This window comes from Bradyrhizobium sp. 137, assembly GCF_023074095.1.
In the GTDB taxonomy this organism is placed as follows: domain Bacteria; phylum Pseudomonadota; class Alphaproteobacteria; order Rhizobiales; family Xanthobacteraceae; genus Bradyrhizobium.
Genome location: NZ_JADPKU010000044.1, coordinates 391,677 through 407,207 on the forward strand (window position 1 = coordinate 391,677; position 15,531 = coordinate 407,207).

The following is a 15,531-nucleotide window of genomic DNA, read 5'->3' on the forward strand; positions in this document are numbered from 1 at the left end:
TGCCTCAATACGAGCGGGGCATGCCGAGCACGTGCTCGGCGACGTACGACAGCACGAGGTTAGTCGAGATCGGCGCCACCTGGTAGAGTCGCGTCTCGCGGAACTTGCGCTCGACGTCGTACTCCTCGGCGAAGCCGAAACCGCCATGAGTCTGGATGCAGGCATTGGCCGCTTCCCACGACGCGTCCGCCGCGAGCATCTTGGCCATGTTGGCCTCCGCGCCGCAATCGAGCCCGGCCTCGTATTTACGCGTGGCCTCCTTCACCATCAGCTCGGCCGCGCGCATCGAGGCGTAGGCCTTGGCGATCGGAAACTGGATGCCTTGATTCTGGCCGATCGGCCGGCCGAACACCGCGCGCTCCTTGGCATAGTTCGTGGCCTTCGCGATGAACCATTTGGCGTCACCGACGCATTCGGCCGCGATCAAAATGCGCTCGGCATTCATGCCGGAGAGGATGTAGCGAAAGCCCTTGCCTTCCTCGCCGATCAGATTTTCCGCCGGCACCTTCATGTCCGTGAAGAACACTTCGGTGGTCGCGTGGTTCATCATGGTGCGGATCGGGCGGATCTCCAGACCATTGTCCTTGGCCTCGCGCATGTCGACGATGAATACCGAGAGACCATCGGTGCGCTTCTTGACCTGCTCCTTCGGCGTGGTGCGCGCCAGCAGCACCATCAGGTCGGAATGCTCGGCGCGGCTGGTCCAGATCTTCTGGCCGTTGACGATGTAGCTGTCGTTGCCATCCTTGCGCGCGAAGGTCTTGAGCGAGGAGGTGTCGGTGCCGCTGGTCGGCTCAGTGACGCCGAAAGCTTGCAGGCGCAATTCGCCGCTCGCGATCTTCGGCAGATACTTCGCCTTCTGCTCGGCATTACCGTGCCGCAGCACCGTGCCCATCGTGTACATCTGGGCGTGGCAGCCGCCGCCGTTGCAGCCCGCACGTTGAATCTCTTCCAGGATCGCCGCTGCGGCCGAGAGTTTCAGCCCCGCGCCGCCATATTCCTCAGGGATCAGCACCGAGAGATAGCCGGCCTCAGTCAGCGCATCGACGAAAGCCTTCGGGTAAGCCATCTCGCGATCGAGCTTGCGCCAATACTCGCCGGGAAACTGCGCGCAGAGCTTGGCGACCGCTTCGCGGATGTCGGCGTAATCTTCGGAGTGGTGTTCTTGACTCATGGCGTTTCCAATCAATAGCGGCAGTTAAGATAACGCCGGCCAATCCCCCGGCGTTGTGAAAACAACGCCAGCCCCCTATGCTCATTTGCTATAGCGTATGGAGTAGCCTTCCAGGATTGGCAAGCATGGATTTCCGTCAGCTTAGGACCTTCAGTTGCGTGGCGGAGCTCGGCAGCCTGTCCAAGGCGTCCGACACGTTGCGCGTGGCGCAGCCGGCGCTCAGCCGCCAGATCAAGCTCTTGGAACACGAGCTGCGCACCGAGCTGTTCACGCGCAACGGCCGCGGCATGGTGCTGACCGAATCCGGGCGCCTGCTGTTGGCGCGAACCTCCGGCATCGTCCGGCAGATCGACCAGATCCGCGACGACATCCAGTCGGCCAAGGGCCCGCCATCCGGCCAGGTCGTGCTTGGCCTGGTTCCGACCGTGAGCTGCGTGCTGTCGGCGCGCTTTGCGCGGCGCTGCGTCGAGAAATTTCCCGGTATCTCGCTGCGTATCGTCGAGAGCTACAGCGGCCATCTCGTCGAATGGCTGCATCGCGGCGAGATGGACTTGGCCATCCTCTACGGCCGCTCGGCCGACCTGCATCTCAACGTCGAGAGTCTCGGCCGCGACAACATCGTCGCTGTCGGCCCGCGCGGCTGTGGTCTCGCGCGCAGGAAGAGCGTCGACATCGGCTGGCTGCTGCGGCAACGCCTGGTGCTGCCCAGTCATTCGCACGGCCTCCGCGCGCTGATCGAGCACGCGGCGGCCCAGCGCAAGATCAAGCTCGACGTCCAGTTGGAAGCGGATTCGTTTCGGGTGCTGACGAGCCTGGTCGAGGAGGGCCTCGGTTTCGCGCTGCTGCCGCCATCATCCGTCCACGGCGAGGTCGCGGACGGCCGGCTGGAGACCGCGCCCGTGTCCAAGCCGATGACGCGCGAGCTCATTTTCGCTTCTCCGATCGATCGTCCGGCCTCGACGGCCTCGCTCGCCATCACCGGGCTTTTGCGTGAGGAGGTCGCGGCCTGCCGCAAGGAGGGCCTGTGGGACATCAGGCTGAGTTAAGTGCGCTCGTGCTTAGAACAGCCCGGTGCCAACTTGCCTTCGCATCTGGCGCGAGCTGTCATGCCGGAATTTTATAGCCGGGGTGTCGCTGCGCTTGCGGAGTGTCAGGGGCGATGCGCTCTTCGCCTCACCCTCGGTGTCATGGCCCGCGAAGGCGGGCAATCCAGTATTCCAGAGGCCGCACGGCTGGAACCGAAAGGCTGCGGCGTACTGGATGCTCCGCTTTCGCGGAGCATGACAGCGGAGGTTGATGAGGTCGCTTGCCCCAAAGAGCCTTCTAGGAGCGGAGCCTATCCCGGAATCCGCACCGGCAGCGACTCATACCCCTTGATGAAGCTCGAATAGATCCGCTTGGGCTCGCCGACCACCTCGATGCGGTCGAAGCGCTTCAGCATCTCTTCCCAGATGATGCGGAGCTGGAGCTCGGCCAGACGCATGCCGACGCAGCGGTGGATGCCGAACCCGAAGGAGAGGTGGGTGCGCGGCCGCGCGCGGTCGATGATGAAATCGTTCGGCCGCTCGAACATCTCCTCGTCGCGGTTGCCCGAGACGTACCACATCACGACGCGGTCGCCTTTCTTGATGTGCTTGCCGCCGATCTCGGTGTCTTGGAGCGCGGTGCGCCGCATATGCGCCAGCGGCGTCTGCCAGCGGATCACCTCCGGCACCATGGAATCGATCAACGCCGGGTTGGCGCGCAGCTTGTCGTACTGCTCCGGGTTCTCGTTCAGCGCCAGCACCGAGCCGGTCATGGTGTTGCGCGTCGTGTCGTTGCCGCCGACGATGAGCAGGATGATGTTGCCCATGAGGTTGTCGGGGTCCATGTGGCGTGTGGCGTCGTTATGGGCCATCAGCGACAACAGGTCGTTGCGCGGCTCGGAATTGACGCGCTCGTTCCACAGCTTCGACATGTAGGCATAGCACTCGTCCATCTCGCGGCGGCGCTCTTCGGCCGAGGCGACGATGCCGCTCTTGGGCAACGCGGTCGAGACGTCGGACCAGCGCGTCAGCTTTCGCCGCTCCTCCCAGGGGAAGTCGAACAGGGTCGCCAGCATCTGCGTCGTCAGCTCGATCGAGACGCGCTCGACGAAGTTGAAAGTCTCATTGCGCGGCAGATTGTCCAGCACGGTCTGCGAGCGCTGGCGGATCAGTTTGGCCAGTTCGTCCAGATGCTGAGGGGTGAACATCGGCGACACCGTCTTGCGCTGCGCCGAGTGCCGGGGCTGGTCCATGGCGATGAAGCTCGGCCAGTCATAGCCTTCGGGCACGTCGCGGATCGAGATGCCGCCGAGCTTGGAGTCGGAGGAGAAGATGCCGTGATTGGTGTCGACATGCATGATGTCGTTGTACTTCACCACCGACCAGTAGGGCTCGATCGGCGCGTTGGTGCAGTAATGCACCGGCTCTTCGTTGCGCAGCCGCTCGAACCAAGGCCACAAGGTATCGTCCTGGAACAGCCTGGGCGCGCCGGGGTGGAATTGCGACAACGGCGTCGCATAGGCCTCCTCGCGGGCCCTGCGCATGCGTTCGGCCTTGTTCACTCTAACCGGCGCTTGGATGTTCATGGTCGTGGCTCCAGTTGATCTTTCCTTCGCCTCTTTCCGCACGCGGGAGAGGGGAGTTCTTCGACTCACACGGCGATCTTCACCGGCAGCGTCTCGATACCCTTTACGAAACTCGAATAGACCCGCCTGGGTTCGCCGACCACATCGATATGGTCGAAGCGCTTGAGGATCTCTTCCCAGATGATCTTGAGCTGGAGTTCGGCCAGCCGCAAGCCCACGCAGCGGTGGATGCCGAAGCCGAAGGAGAGATGCGTGCGCGGGCGGGCGCGATCGATGATGAAATCGTAGGGCCTCTCGATCACCTCCTCGTCTCGGTTACCCGAGACATACCACATCACGACCTTGTCACCCTTCTTGATCTGCTTGCCGCGGAACTCGAAGTCGGAGAGCGCCGTGCGCCGCATATGCGCGAGCGGCGTCTGCCAGCGGATCACCTCCGGCACGAAGCTGTCGAGCAGATCAGGATTCTCGCGCAGCTTGCGATATTGGTCCGGATGCTGGCTCAGCGCGTAGATCGAGCCCGACATGGTGTTGCGGGTGGTGTCGTTGCCTCCGACGATCAAAAGAATGAGATTGCCGAGGAAGTTCTTCGCATCCATGTCGCGCGTCGCGGCGCCATGCGCCATCATCGACAAGAGGTCGCTCTTCGGCGGCTGCTCGATGCGCTCCTTCCAGAGGCGGGAGAAATAGCCCGCGCATTCCGTCAGCTCGGCCTGTCGTTCGTCTTCGGTGGCGACGAGGCCGTCCGGACCGGGAATGGTGGTGGCGATGTCGGACCAGCGCGTCAGCTTGCGGCGGTCCTCCCAGGGGAAGTCGAACAGCACCGCCAACATCTGCGTGGTGAGCTCGATCGAGACGCGGTCGACCCAGTCGAACACCTCGCCACGCGGCAGGTTGTCCAGGCACTCGGCCGAGCGCTTGCGGATGTTGAGCGCGAGATTGTCCAGATGCGTCGGCGTGAACATCGGCGCCACGGTCTTGCGCTGCGCCGCATGCCGCGGCGGGTCCATCGAGATGAAGCTCTCGCGGCGCAGGTCTGGATCGATGTCGCGGATGGTGATGCCGCCGAGTGCGGAGGCGGAGGAGAACACCGAATGATTGGTCTCGATCTCCATGATGTCATTGTAGCGCGTCACCGACCAGTACGGGCCGAACATCGAGTCCTTGCAATAGTGCACGGGATCCTCCCGGCGCAGGCGGTCGAAATAGGGCCAGAACGTATCGGTCCTGAACAGTTCAGGATCGCCGGGATCGAACTGCTCCAGCGGCAGCGATGTGGCGCGCTCGCGCAACGCGTCGAGCTTGGCTGCGCTCTCGATAGTCCCATGCATGACCGCTCTCCCTGTCGTGAACCGCGCGTCGTTGAATTCTGCGCTGCGGTATTTGATTTGCAATTACAGCCGGTTGTCTGCGCCGGGGCAAGGAGAGTTTTGCCACATCCAACCTTCCCGAGAGCGTCGGACGGACGTCACGCTGGCACGCGAACGTGACCTCCCGCACGCCGCTCAGTGGGGGATCGTGCAAGAAACCAACTGGAATCGAGGTAAATCGAACCCGGTTATCTTGGGATCGACTAACCTCTGATCTATAGTTTGGCCGTCACAGATCCGCACCCCGAGGTTGCCGCCGTGAACGACATGCAATGGGCCCCCACCGGCTCCGAACCCATACCGCCGCCGCTGCCGCCGATGCGGGTCGATTTCACCGGCAGCCGCCCCGAATTCCGCAAGCTGGTCACCAGGGGTGCCATGCTCGAGCTCGTCACCTTCGGCTTCTACCGGTTCTGGCTCGTCACCGACATCCGCCGTCATCTGTGGACCAACACCGCGATCGACGGCGATGCAGCCGAATACACCGGACGTGGTAAGGAGCTTTTGGTCGGCTTCCTGTTCGCACTTGCGATCCTGGTGCCGATCTATCTCGCGTATTTCCTTGTCGGCATCGAGTTCGAACGCTGGCAGGGCTTTGCCTCGGCGCCGCTCTTCATCGCCTTCTATGCCTTCGGCCAGTTCGCGATTTTTCGCGCGCGCCGCTATCGCCTGACGCGCACGGCCTGGCGCGGCGTGCGGTTCTGGATGGACGGCTCGGGCTGGGCCTATTCGTTCCGTGCCATGCTGTGGGGCTTGCTCGTGTTTCTGACGCTCGGCCTGGCGCTGCCCTGGCGTGAGGCTGCGCTCGAACGCTACAAGATGCAGCACACCCATTACGGCGATCTCACCGGCGATTTCGAAGGCGACGGCTGGACGTTCTTCAAGCGCGGCTGGTGGCTGTGGCTGCTCAGCCCGATCGTCCTGGTGATCTTCCCGCTCGCACCGTTCTTCTATGCCGAGTTCAAGGCGCGCGAATGGCGCTGGTGGCTCGACGGCATCCGTATCGGCGGCGTCAGCCTGTCCTCGCGGCTGCCTCATGACGCCTTCTACGGCCTGTACTGGAAGGTGATCGGCTGGTGGCTGCTGCTCTCGATGGCTTTTGCCGCCTATCTTGGCGGCGCCACCATGCTCGTCGTCACCCTGAGCGGCGTTCCGGTGGAGGAGGTGTTCGGCCCGGACAATGCTGCCAAGAGCATCCCGATGCTGGTGATGATGGTGATCGGCTATTTCGCGCTCGCCCTTGCCGTCAACATCATCATGCGCGTCTATCTCCAGCGCGATCTCTGGGCCAAGGTGCTGGAGAACGTCGAGGTGCACAACATCGCGGCCGCCGCGGATGTGCGCGGCAGCGGCGAGCTCGCTGGCGCGCTCGGCGAAGGTTTTGCCGATGGACTGGATGTTGCGGGATTCTGAGCTGTGAGTGAGTTGTTGACCGAGGTCCCCGCGCAGTCCGCAAAGCCGGCGATCTTCTTCGACGGTGTCTCGAGCCGCAGGCGTCAGGTGACGCTGACGCTCGGTGACGCCCTAGAGATCGCCGAGGACGGCGAAGCGCCCGTTCGCTGGGCCTATGCCGATATCCGCCGCGCCGACAGCCCGGCCGGGGTTTTGCGTCTGGCTTCGACATCCGCGCCGCCACTCGCGCGGCTCGAGGTCCGTGATGCCGCGCTCGCAGCCGATCTAACCGCGCGATGCTTGCGCCTCGACGAGCGCCAGACCACGCGCCGTGGTGTCGCGAGGATCGTCGGCTGGTCGGTGGCCGCCGCCGTCTCCATCGTCTGCGTCGTGCTGTTCGGCGTACCGCTCGCCGCCGATCGGCTCGCGCCGCTCGTGCCGAAACCGATCGAGCGCCGCATTGGCGATGCGTCCGAGGTCCAGGTGAAGACCATTTTCGGCCGCAGCGCCTGCGAAGATCCCGCAGGCAAGGCCGCGTTCACAAAGCTCGTCAACCGTCTGCGCGATGCCGCCGGCCTCGACGACGATTCCATGACGGCCGGCGTGCTGCCGAGTTCGGTGCCGAACGCGTTCGCGCTCCCGGGCGGCAAAGTGTTCGTGCTGAAGGGCCTGCTCGACAAGGCTGAAAGCCCCGACGAGCTCGCCGGCATCCTCGCGCACGAGCTCGGCCATCTCAAGCATCACGACAACATGCGCGGCCTGATCTACAACGGTGGCACCTCGTTCCTGATCGGCCTGTTGTTCGGCGACGTCACCGGCTCCTCGGCCGTGATCTTCGCCTCGCGCAGCGTGGTCGAAGCCTCCTATTCGCGCGAGGCCGAGACCGGCGCCGACACCTTCGCCATCGACGTCATGCACGCACTCGGCCGCTCGCCCAAGCCCGCGGCCGAGCTGATGTTCCGCATCACCGGCAAGGAAGGCGGCTCCGGTCTCATGACGATCCTCGCCAGCCATCCGCTGACCGAAGACCGTCTTGCGCGCATGACCAAGGAAGATCGCCCTGCCAGCGGCCCGCCGCTGCTGACGGACAAGGAGTGGCGGGCGCTGAAGGCGATTTGCGGCAGCGGAAAGGTGTGAGCCGCCGGGGGTTACTTCGCCGGCGCCGCCGGCGGGTTCGAGCCAGTGGTGACGTTCGGCGCGTTGTTCGGGCTGGATGTCGTGGTCTGCTGACCGACCTCGCGCCCATTGTAGAAGAAGATGGCTGCGACCACGGCGATCACGAAGATGGCGCCGATCGCCCAGCCGACCGGGCTGTTGCGGCGCGCACGGTCAGTCCTGCGGTCATCATTCTGATAGGTCATCGTGCTCTCCATGCTAGAGCAGGAGAACATCGCGCGACGGAAGCTGTTCCTAATGTGCGCGTAGCACTTACCGCGTTCCGTAAGCGCGGTCGCCGGCGTCGCCAAGGCCGGGCAGGATGAAGCCATTCTCGTCGAGGCCTTCGTCCACCGCGGCCGTCCAGATCGGAACGTCCGGGTGCAGTCCGCGCAGGCGCTCGAGGCCTTCCGGCGCGGCGATCAGGCAGGCGAGGCGGATGTCCCTGGCGCCGCGTTCCTTCAGCCGGTCGATGGCCGCGACGGCCGTGTTGGCGGTGGCGACCACGGGCGTCACCACGATCGCGAGCCGTTCGCCGAGATCGGACGGCGATTTGAAGAAATACTCGACCGCGGCAAAGCTGTGCGGCTCACGGTAGAGCCCGATATGGGCGACGCGCGCGGTCGGCACCAGATCCATCATGCCGTCGACGAAGGTGGTGCCGGCGCGCAGCATCGGCACGAACACCAGCTTCTTGCCGGCGATCTTGGCCGAGTGCATCGTTGCCAGCGGCGTCTCGATGACCGTGTCGGCGAGCGGTAGGTCGCGCGTCACCTCGTAGCACAGCAGCATGCCGATTTCCTTGATCAGCTCGCGAAACGACTTGGTCGAGATGGACTTGTCCCGGACTAGCGTCAGCTTGTGCTGCACCAGCGGATGATCGACGATCGTGACTCCTTCCATGATGGGATGCTCTTCTTCTTCCCTTCTCCCCTTGTGGGAGAAGGTGGCGCGAAGCGCCGGATGAGGGGTCGTCTCCACGAACTTCGATGAGAGATGTGCCCGCGGAGACAACCCTCACCCGGCTTCGCCCTTCGCGAAGCCACCTCTCCCACAAGGGGAGAGGGTTATTAAAAAACCGTGCCGTCGCTGATCACTTTGAGCGGCGGCGAACCGTCCGGACGGCGTGCGAAGGCGATCGCGCGGCCCGCGGCCCAGGTGCCGCCCTCTAGAATGCTGGCGAGCGGTAACGTCTGAGGCGTGCGGTCGAGCTTGGCGCGGATGCGCTCTGCCAGCCGGTCCAGCAGGGCGACGGTGAGCGCGCGCCACTCGACGACGAGCAGCGAATCCACGGCATGCGCGCGCGCGGCATCCGCGGCATCGCGCAGACGCAGCACTTCGTGATCGACGAACAGGCCGCCATTGCGGTATTCGGCGAGCCCAGTCAGGCCGTCGATGTCGGTCACTTCGAAGCCTGCGCGCTGGAGCGGCTCGATGAGCGAATAGCTCAGCCATTGCGACAACTTGTGCAGCGGTACGAGACCGGCGGTGGCGTCGTCCGCCTCGATCGCCGGGTGATGCCAGCAATCGCCAAGCGGAATGCCCGCGAGTTCCAGCCGCGACGGCCAGATTGGTCCGAGCTGGTCCAGCACCGCGGAGAGGATGGCGGGCGCTGGAAGCGCGCCGCCCACAGCTTGCGCCCCGATGTGATCGAACAGGCCGCCCGGCCGCGGCGTATCGTTCAAACCGAATACCTCCGAACGCTCCGCGACCAGCTTGCCTAGACGGCGCAGCAGATCCGTGCGCCCTTCCAGTCCAAGCAGTGGATTGGCATCGCCGACCTGAAAGGCGGATGTGAGCGTGTCGCGCGGCAGCCTTGCAAGCACGTGCGCATCGGCCCTGAACGGCGCGCCGGGATCGCGCGAGAAAAGGCCGCCCGCAAACATATCGAGGCTTGCGATCGCAAGCCCCTCGGACCGGCCGATGCTTTCTCCTGTCACCGCGTCCCGATAGCGCCACGCCGCACCCGCGCCGGCATCGAGCAGCACGCTGACGATGGCGAGGTCGAACTCCGCGCGCGCCCGTGCCGCGCGATCCGGCCAGGACGTAGCGTCCGCGAGCTCCGCCCAGCGATCGACGCCGCCAAGCACGAAATGCCGCCATCGTGCATGGAAGGGAATGTCCAGCCTCGGATAGGCCTTGCGCGTCACCGCGAGCACGGCCTGCGCGACGCCGTCCATGCGGCCGAGATCGATCGTGAAATGCTGGAGACGGCCGGCGAGGCCGATCTCGAGCATCTGCGCGGCCCGCGCGCGAACCGCCGCTGCAGTGAGCAGCGCGCGCGCCTCTCGTTCCAAAGCCTCCGCCATCGCGCGATCAGTATTTTTCCAGCGAACGCCCGACCACGTCGTTGACGTCCTTCTCCGGCGCGATTTCGGTAGAGTAATAGCCGGCGGCCTTCTTCGCGGCGATTTCGACATAGGCGTCGGCGGGAATGAGCTCCGGCGGGATCGGCACGCGCTCGACGATGTCGATGCCTTGCGAGGTCAGCGCGTCGTATTTCATGTCGCTCATCGACAGGAAGCGGTCGATGCGGGTCAAGCCGAGCCAGTGGATCGTATCCGGCATCAATTGCTGGAAGCGCGCGTCCTGCACGCCGGCGACGCATTCGGTGCGCTCGAAATAGGCCGCGGCCGCGTCGCCATCCTCCTGGCGCTTGCGCGCGTTGTAGACCAGGAATTTGGTGACCTCGCCGAGCGCACGGCCTTCCTTGCGATTGTAGACGACGAGTCCGAGCCCGCCCTCCTGCGCGCCGCGCGCGGATTCCTCGATGCCGTGAATCAAATAGGGCCGGCAGGTGCAGATGTCGGATCCGAACACGTCCGAGCCGTTGCACTCGTCATGCACGCGGCAGGTGATCTTGGTGCGGTGGTCCGGCAGCTTTGTCACATCGCCGAACAAGTACACCGTGGTGCCGCCGATCGGCGGCAGGAACACTTTCATGTCCGGCCGCGTCACCAGCTCCGGGAACATGCCGGCGGTCTGCTCGAACAGCGTGCGCCGCAGCTCGGTCTCGCCGGTGCCGAAGCGAGTCGCGAGGCCCGGCAGGTACCACACCGGATCGATCGCGATCTTCACCACCGACACGCTGCCATTGGCGTGCACGACCTCGCCGTCGGCGCGTAGCCGGTTTGCCGCCAGCGCCTCGCGGATCTCCGGCAGGTCCAGGCGCGCGCGGGTTACCGCGATGCTCGGCCTGATGTCGAAGCCCTCGGCGATCTCCTGGCGGAAGTTGTCCGCAACGAGATGCCCCCACGGATCGAGCGCGACGATTTTCGTGGGATCATTCCATTGCGGGAACGGACCAATGGTCGCGGCGGGAAACGTGTTGGTGAGGTCAGGACGCCGGATCGGATCGAGCGCGCCCGCGGACACTGCGAGCGCCCGGTACATCGCGTAGGATCCGCCATGGCTGCCGATCACGTTGCGATCCCCAGCGCGCGACACCGTGCCGATGATCGGACCCCGGGCGCGCGCCTCAGTGGCGCCCCAATGGATCGGGAAGGCGGCCTTCCGGCCCGGCTCCGGATGGGAGGTCAGGCGGATGTGGTCGGTACGGTTCGCGCGGCTCATGTCCAGGCTCCCAAAAAGCCAACGGCCCGCCGCTCGGACGGGCCTGGCTCGGTCGCGTTGCCAGTCGAGGACACCGGCGACGCGAGCTCAATCCAACATATTGTAGCGGCGAGGCACGACAGACAAGTTAATCGTGCCGGGCGGGCAGAGCCCCTTCGTGCCTAATTCCCGTCGTCAACGCGCCAGCAGCGCCGCCTTTGGCACCGCGCGCCCGCGTTGGCGAACCCGGCCGCTCTGCCTGTGCGGCCAGTTTAAGAGATTGAAATATTTCCAATTTTCGTGTTTTCAAGGGGTGCCGAATGGTCTGGCTGTGCGGACGACACGTTCTCGACAAAACCTGACTCAGCCCAACCGTAGGATCGCCTTGCCTTGGAGACTGCCATGCCCGCCGCCAGCTACATCGACCCCCGCAACGGACAACTCTATCCTCTGGACCGGCCGCGCTGGTGCTCGGACGAGCGCACGCCGTTGCTGGTGACGCCGGGCGCCGGCATGTCGCGCGAAGACATCGATGGCCGCATGCGATCGCTCTGGCGTTACCGGGCGGCGCTCCCGGTCGAGATCGCAAAGCCGATCACGCTTGGCGAGGGCTGCACGCCCCTGGTCCAGCAGGATTGGGGCGAACTGCGGCCGCTGTTCAAGCTCGAATGGTTCAACCCGACCGGCAGCTTCAAGGACCGTGGCTCTTCCGTGATGCTGTCCTTCCTGCGCCAGATCGGCATCAATGCGGTGCTGGAGGATTCCTCAGGCAATGGCGGCTCGTCCATGGCCGGGCTGGGTGCCGCCGGCGGCATGCGCGTGAAGATCCTCGCGCCTGCCTCGACCTCACCGGCCAAGGTCGCGCAGGTGCGCGCCTATGGCGCCGCGGTGCAGCTCGTCGATGGCCCGCGCGAGGAATCGGAGGCCGAGGCGATCCGCCAGTCGCACCAGACGTTCTACGCCAGCCACAATTGGCAGCCGTTTTTCCTCGAAGGCACCAAATCGCTCGCCTATGAGATCTGGGAGGACCTCGGCTTCCACGCGCCCGACAACGTCATCGTCCCGGTCGGTGCCGGCAGCAGCCTGCTCGGTTGCGCCTTCGGCTTCCGGGAGCTGCGCAAAGCCGGCCAGATCACAAAGCTGCCGCGCCTGTTCGCGGCGCAGCCGCAAAATTGCTCGCCGATCGATGCAAGCTTCCAGGCCGGCGTCGATACGCCTGTCGCGCGCGAGGTGCACAAGACCATCGCCGAAGGCACCGCCATCAAGAATCCGCTGCGCCTGCGCGAGATCATCGGCGCCTTGCGCGAAAGCGGCGGCGGCACCGTCGCGCTCACCGAGGACGAGATCGTTGCTGCCCTGCGGCGTCTTGCACTGCAAGGATTGTTTGCCGAGCCGACCAGCGCCAGCGCGGCTGCCGCGCTGGAAAAACTGTCCGCTGCCGGCGCCATCAAGGCGAACGAGACCACGGTCGCCGTCCTCACCGGCACCGGCCTGAAAGCCGCCACCACCGTTGCCGATCTCGTGCAATAGTCTTCGATCTATTGAGCCTGTAGCGCGGGCCCGCGCGGGGTTAGGCTGTTGCAGTGGGATCGTCATTCCCGGGCTTGTCCCGCGCATCCACGTTCCTCGTGCCGCGGAGCCTTGCATGGATGGACGGACAAGGCGGACCATAGGGGAAGAAGGTTTCGGTGAGCGCGTTGAACCTTCGGCGTCCGTCGTCAGCCTCATGAACATCGAGCTCGAGAAGGAGAGTTCCATGACCGCGCAGGATCCGTTTGCAGGTTTCAAGGCCGTTCAGAAGGAAGCCTGGTCGCTGTTCACCCCGATGGAAGTGTTCACCACACCGGCCGCCGCCAAGCTGGTCGGTTTTGCCGGCGTTGTCGCCGGCCAAAGGTTGGTCGACGTCGCATGCGGCACGGGTGTGGTCGCAATCACGGCCGCGCGCCGCGGCGCGAAGGTCAGGGGTCTCGACCTGTCGCCGGTTCTGATCGAGCGCGCCCGCGAGCACGCGCAGCTGGTGAACCTCGATATTGACTTCGCTGACGGTGACGCCGAAAGCCTGCCCTATGGCGACAATGAGTTTGACGTGGTGCTCAGCCAGTTCGGCCACATGTTTGCACCGCGTCCGGACCTTGCAATCGGCGAGATGCTGCGGGTGCTGAAGCCCGGCGGCACCATCGCTTTCTCCACTTGGCCGCCACATCTCTATGTCGGACGGATGTTCGCGCTGATCGGCCGCCATCTGCCGCCGCCCGAGGGTGTGGCGTCGCCGGTGTTGTGGGGCGATCCGAAAACGGTCGCCGAGCGTCTCGCCGGGAAAGCACAGGACCTCTCCTTCGAGATGGACATGATGACGCCGTCCGCACTCAGCCCGCAGCATTTCCGCCGCACCATGGAAACGACGATCGGGCCTTTGATCAAGCTCGTCGCCCAGTATCAGGACGAGCCGGACAAGCTCAGGAGCTTCCGCGCCGAGTTCGAGGCGTTGATCGCCGAATATTTCGATGCCCGCAACAACGTGATGCGCCAGCAGTATCTGATGACGAGAGCAAGGAAGGTGTGAGGGCGCGATCTTGACGCCCAGTCTTTGGCGGGCCCTCAGGATGAGGGCGGAGTGTACGGCCGCAGTTTCCACGAGCACCGATGCCGCTTAGCCTCATCCTGAGGAGACCGCTGGAAGCGGTCGTCTCGAAGGACGAGGCGCGCGCTCATTCGCCGCCCAAAAAAACATATGCGATTGCCTGCTCTCCAGGGAAGGGTAAGAAGCGCCTCATTCCTTCAGATCGTTCACCCGCTTCACCCATGTGCGCACGTCGGCGAGCACCTGGGGCAGCACCGCCTTGACCTCCTGCACCGTCATGCCGGGCTTGATGCGGGGGTCGTAGAGCAGATTGAGGATGTACTGGTCGTAGACGTCGAAATAGCCCATCGAGACGTTGTCATTGAACATCGTCCAGGGCACGCTGGCAGTGTCGTTGATGGGCCCGAGCGATTGCAAGAGCTCCTCATAGGCGCAGTCGAGGAAGACGAAATCGCCGTTGTCGACGGTGAGGATGACGTCGGAATGCTCGATCTCGAAATTGTCGTTCTTGCGGAAGCCGGACAGGCATTGCGGATCGAGCGAGGTGCGGATCTCGCGCGCCTTCTCGGCGCCGTAGAAGCTGGTGAGGGTGCGGTAGAGATCGCGATCGCGCACGAGCTTCACCCGCACATTCGCCGCCTCATTGGTGTCGGTCATGGCGATGTCGAGATGCTGCACGCGGGCGGCGATGTCGGTCACGACCCTTGCGAGTTGCATCTTGCGATCGGCGCGGTCGCTCTCGGCGTACACGCGCACAGGCCCGTCGAACTTGCGGATGCGGTCGACCCGGCCGGCGAGGTGATATTCGGCGCCGAACGCCGTCTTGAGAAAACCGTCAACGATCTCGCCGTCGGTAAAGCTCTTCTTCTCGGAGCGCTGGCGCGAGGCGATCGCGGGCAGTTCGCCCGCTCGGGCCGTGGTCGCGATGTCAGGCACCAATGTGAGCGCGGCGAGCGCCAGCAGGGCGGCGCGGACGGCGGGCGCGGTCAGGTTCAATGCGCTCATTGTCGTGCGACGCTGCCGCATTCGCGTCGCGCGCACAAGCCCGCAAATTCACGCGCCCTGCGGGTTCCCTCTGTGGCGGCCTAGTTGTTCAGCACCACCACGGTGGTGCCGACCGCGACCCGGCTGTAGAGGTCGGTGACGTCCTCATTGGTCATGCGGAAGCAGCCCGAGGACACGGCCTGGCCGATCGTCTCCGGTTCGTTGGAGCCGTGGATGCGGTACAGCGTCGAGCCCAGATACATCGCGCGCGCGCCCAGCGGATTGTCGACGCCGCCTTTCATGTGGCGCGGCAAATCGGGCCGGCGGGCCAGCATCTGCGACGGCGGCGTCCAGTCCGGCCATTCCTTCTTGGCGGTGATCCTGTGCACCCCGCCCCAGCGGAAGCCGTCGCGGCCGACGCCGATGCCGTAGCGCAGCGCCTGGCCGTTCTGGAGCACGAGATACAGCCGCCGCTCGCTCGTGTTCACCACGATCGTGCCGGGCGCGTAATTGCCGTTATAGATGACGGTGGTGCGGGGGACGGGGTTGGCGCCGCAACGGAAGAAGTTCGGGCCGCCGCCCATGATGTCGCGCGAGTCGAACTCTTCGGCGAGCGCGCCTCCTGCCATGGCCGACACCAGTGCCATGGCGGCCATCGGCGCGGCAAAAAACCGGATCATTGTCTCCCCCAAGCAAAAAATCGATTCAATGG

Annotated in this window: 14 protein-coding genes; 5 read left to right on the top strand and 9 right to left on the bottom strand. The window is 64.7% G+C overall.

What is annotated here, in order from left to right:
* Window positions 1–4: 4 nt before the first annotated feature.
* Window positions 5–1,174: an acyl-CoA dehydrogenase family protein gene (locus tag IVA78_RS11085; RefSeq protein WP_247277406.1), complete on the bottom strand. Its 1,170-nt coding sequence runs from the start codon at window positions 1,172–1,174 to the stop codon at window positions 5–7.
* Window positions 1,175–1,299: 125 nt separating this feature from the next.
* On the opposite strand from IVA78_RS11085, the gene IVA78_RS11090 reads away from it, so the two are divergent.
* Entirely contained in the window at window positions 1,300–2,220 is a 921-nt protein-coding gene (locus tag IVA78_RS11090; RefSeq protein WP_247277405.1) for a LysR substrate-binding domain-containing protein, read from the top strand.
* A 290-nt stretch (window positions 2,221–2,510) separates the two neighbouring features.
* Here the strand turns inward: IVA78_RS11090 and IVA78_RS11095 are convergent, their stop codons facing one another.
* Entirely contained in the window at window positions 2,511–3,785 is a 1,275-nt protein-coding gene (locus IVA78_RS11095; RefSeq protein WP_247277404.1) for a cytochrome P450, read from the bottom strand.
* 65 nt (window positions 3,786–3,850) lie between these two features.
* Entirely contained in the window at window positions 3,851–5,116 is a 1,266-nt protein-coding gene (locus IVA78_RS11100) for a cytochrome P450 (RefSeq protein WP_247277403.1), read from the bottom strand.
* A 306-nt stretch (window positions 5,117–5,422) separates the two neighbouring features.
* Here IVA78_RS11100 and IVA78_RS11105 point away from each other — a divergent pair, with 306 nt between their 5' ends.
* Window positions 5,423–6,568, top strand: coding sequence for a YjgN family protein (locus IVA78_RS11105; RefSeq protein ID WP_247277745.1), 1,146 nt, complete (start codon window positions 5,423–5,425; stop codon window positions 6,566–6,568).
* A gap of 3 nt (window positions 6,569–6,571) precedes the next feature.
* Complete coding sequence (locus IVA78_RS11110; protein ID WP_247277402.1) at window positions 6,572–7,684, top strand: M48 family metallopeptidase; 1,113 nt, start codon at window positions 6,572–6,574, stop codon at window positions 7,682–7,684.
* A gap of 11 nt (window positions 7,685–7,695) precedes the next feature.
* Here the strand turns inward: IVA78_RS11110 and IVA78_RS11115 are convergent, their stop codons facing one another.
* From IVA78_RS11115 to IVA78_RS11130, 4 genes are all read right to left on the bottom strand, one after another.
* On the bottom strand, window positions 7,696–7,908 hold the full coding sequence (locus IVA78_RS11115; protein ID WP_247277401.1) for a hypothetical protein: 213 nt from the start codon (window positions 7,906–7,908) through the stop codon (window positions 7,696–7,698).
* Window positions 7,909–7,975: 67 nt separating this feature from the next.
* Window positions 7,976–8,605, bottom strand: a complete 630-nt coding sequence (upp, locus tag IVA78_RS11120) for a uracil phosphoribosyltransferase (RefSeq protein ID WP_018317218.1) — start codon at window positions 8,603–8,605, stop codon at window positions 7,976–7,978.
* 167 nt (window positions 8,606–8,772) lie between these two features.
* The gene (locus tag IVA78_RS11125; protein ID WP_247465218.1) at window positions 8,773–10,011 is read right to left on the bottom strand and encodes a URC4/urg3 family protein; all 1,239 of its coding nucleotides are present in this window, start codon (window positions 10,009–10,011) and stop codon (window positions 8,773–8,775) included.
* Window positions 10,012–10,018: 7 nt separating this feature from the next.
* A complete protein-coding gene (locus IVA78_RS11130; RefSeq protein WP_247465221.1) occupies window positions 10,019–11,275 on the bottom strand; it encodes a GTP cyclohydrolase II in 1,257 nt (418 codons plus the stop codon).
* Between the two features lie 381 nt (window positions 11,276–11,656).
* Between IVA78_RS11130 and IVA78_RS11135 the strand changes: the two genes are divergently transcribed.
* Window positions 11,657–12,784 (top strand): threonine synthase, encoded by a 1,128-nt coding sequence (locus IVA78_RS11135; RefSeq protein WP_247465224.1) that lies wholly within the window; start codon window positions 11,657–11,659, stop codon window positions 12,782–12,784.
* A gap of 226 nt (window positions 12,785–13,010) precedes the next feature.
* Window positions 13,011–13,817, top strand: a complete 807-nt coding sequence (locus tag IVA78_RS11140) for a class I SAM-dependent methyltransferase (protein ID WP_247416643.1) — start codon at window positions 13,011–13,013, stop codon at window positions 13,815–13,817.
* A gap of 207 nt (window positions 13,818–14,024) precedes the next feature.
* Here the strand turns inward: IVA78_RS11140 and IVA78_RS11145 are convergent, their stop codons facing one another.
* Window positions 14,025–14,840, bottom strand: a complete 816-nt coding sequence (locus tag IVA78_RS11145) for a DUF2927 domain-containing protein (RefSeq protein ID WP_247416645.1) — start codon at window positions 14,838–14,840, stop codon at window positions 14,025–14,027.
* 80 nt (window positions 14,841–14,920) lie between these two features.
* On the bottom strand, window positions 14,921–15,499 hold the full coding sequence (locus IVA78_RS11150) for a L,D-transpeptidase (RefSeq protein ID WP_247465227.1): 579 nt from the start codon (window positions 15,497–15,499) through the stop codon (window positions 14,921–14,923).
* Window positions 15,500–15,531: the final 32 nt, after the last annotated feature.

Coding starts and splice junctions, on each gene's coding strand:
- IVA78_RS11085 (WP_247277406.1), bottom strand. CDS start 1,174: ATGAGTCAAGAACACCACTCCGAAGATTACGCCGACATCCGCGAAGCG.
- IVA78_RS11090 (WP_247277405.1), top strand. CDS start 1,300: ATGGATTTCCGTCAGCTTAGGACCTTCAGTTGCGTGGCGGAGCTCGGC.
- IVA78_RS11095 (WP_247277404.1), bottom strand. CDS start 3,785: ATGAACATCCAAGCGCCGGTTAGAGTGAACAAGGCCGAACGCATGCGC.
- IVA78_RS11100 (WP_247277403.1), bottom strand. CDS start 5,116: ATGCATGGGACTATCGAGAGCGCAGCCAAGCTCGACGCGTTGCGCGAG.
- IVA78_RS11105 (WP_247277745.1), top strand. CDS start 5,423: ATGCAATGGGCCCCCACCGGCTCCGAACCCATACCGCCGCCGCTGCCG.
- IVA78_RS11115 (WP_247277401.1), bottom strand. CDS start 7,908: ATGACCTATCAGAATGATGACCGCAGGACTGACCGTGCGCGCCGCAAC.
- upp (WP_018317218.1), bottom strand. CDS start 8,605: ATGGAAGGAGTCACGATCGTCGATCATCCGCTGGTGCAGCACAAGCTG.
- IVA78_RS11125 (WP_247465218.1), bottom strand. CDS start 10,011: ATGGCGGAGGCTTTGGAACGAGAGGCGCGCGCGCTGCTCACTGCAGCG.
- IVA78_RS11130 (WP_247465221.1), bottom strand. CDS start 11,275: ATGAGCCGCGCGAACCGTACCGACCACATCCGCCTGACCTCCCATCCG.
- IVA78_RS11135 (WP_247465224.1), top strand. CDS start 11,657: ATGCCCGCCGCCAGCTACATCGACCCCCGCAACGGACAACTCTATCCT.
- IVA78_RS11140 (WP_247416643.1), top strand. CDS start 13,011: ATGACCGCGCAGGATCCGTTTGCAGGTTTCAAGGCCGTTCAGAAGGAA.
- IVA78_RS11145 (WP_247416645.1), bottom strand. CDS start 14,840: ATGAGCGCATTGAACCTGACCGCGCCCGCCGTCCGCGCCGCCCTGCTG.
- IVA78_RS11150 (WP_247465227.1), bottom strand. CDS start 15,499: ATGATCCGGTTTTTTGCCGCGCCGATGGCCGCCATGGCACTGGTGTCG.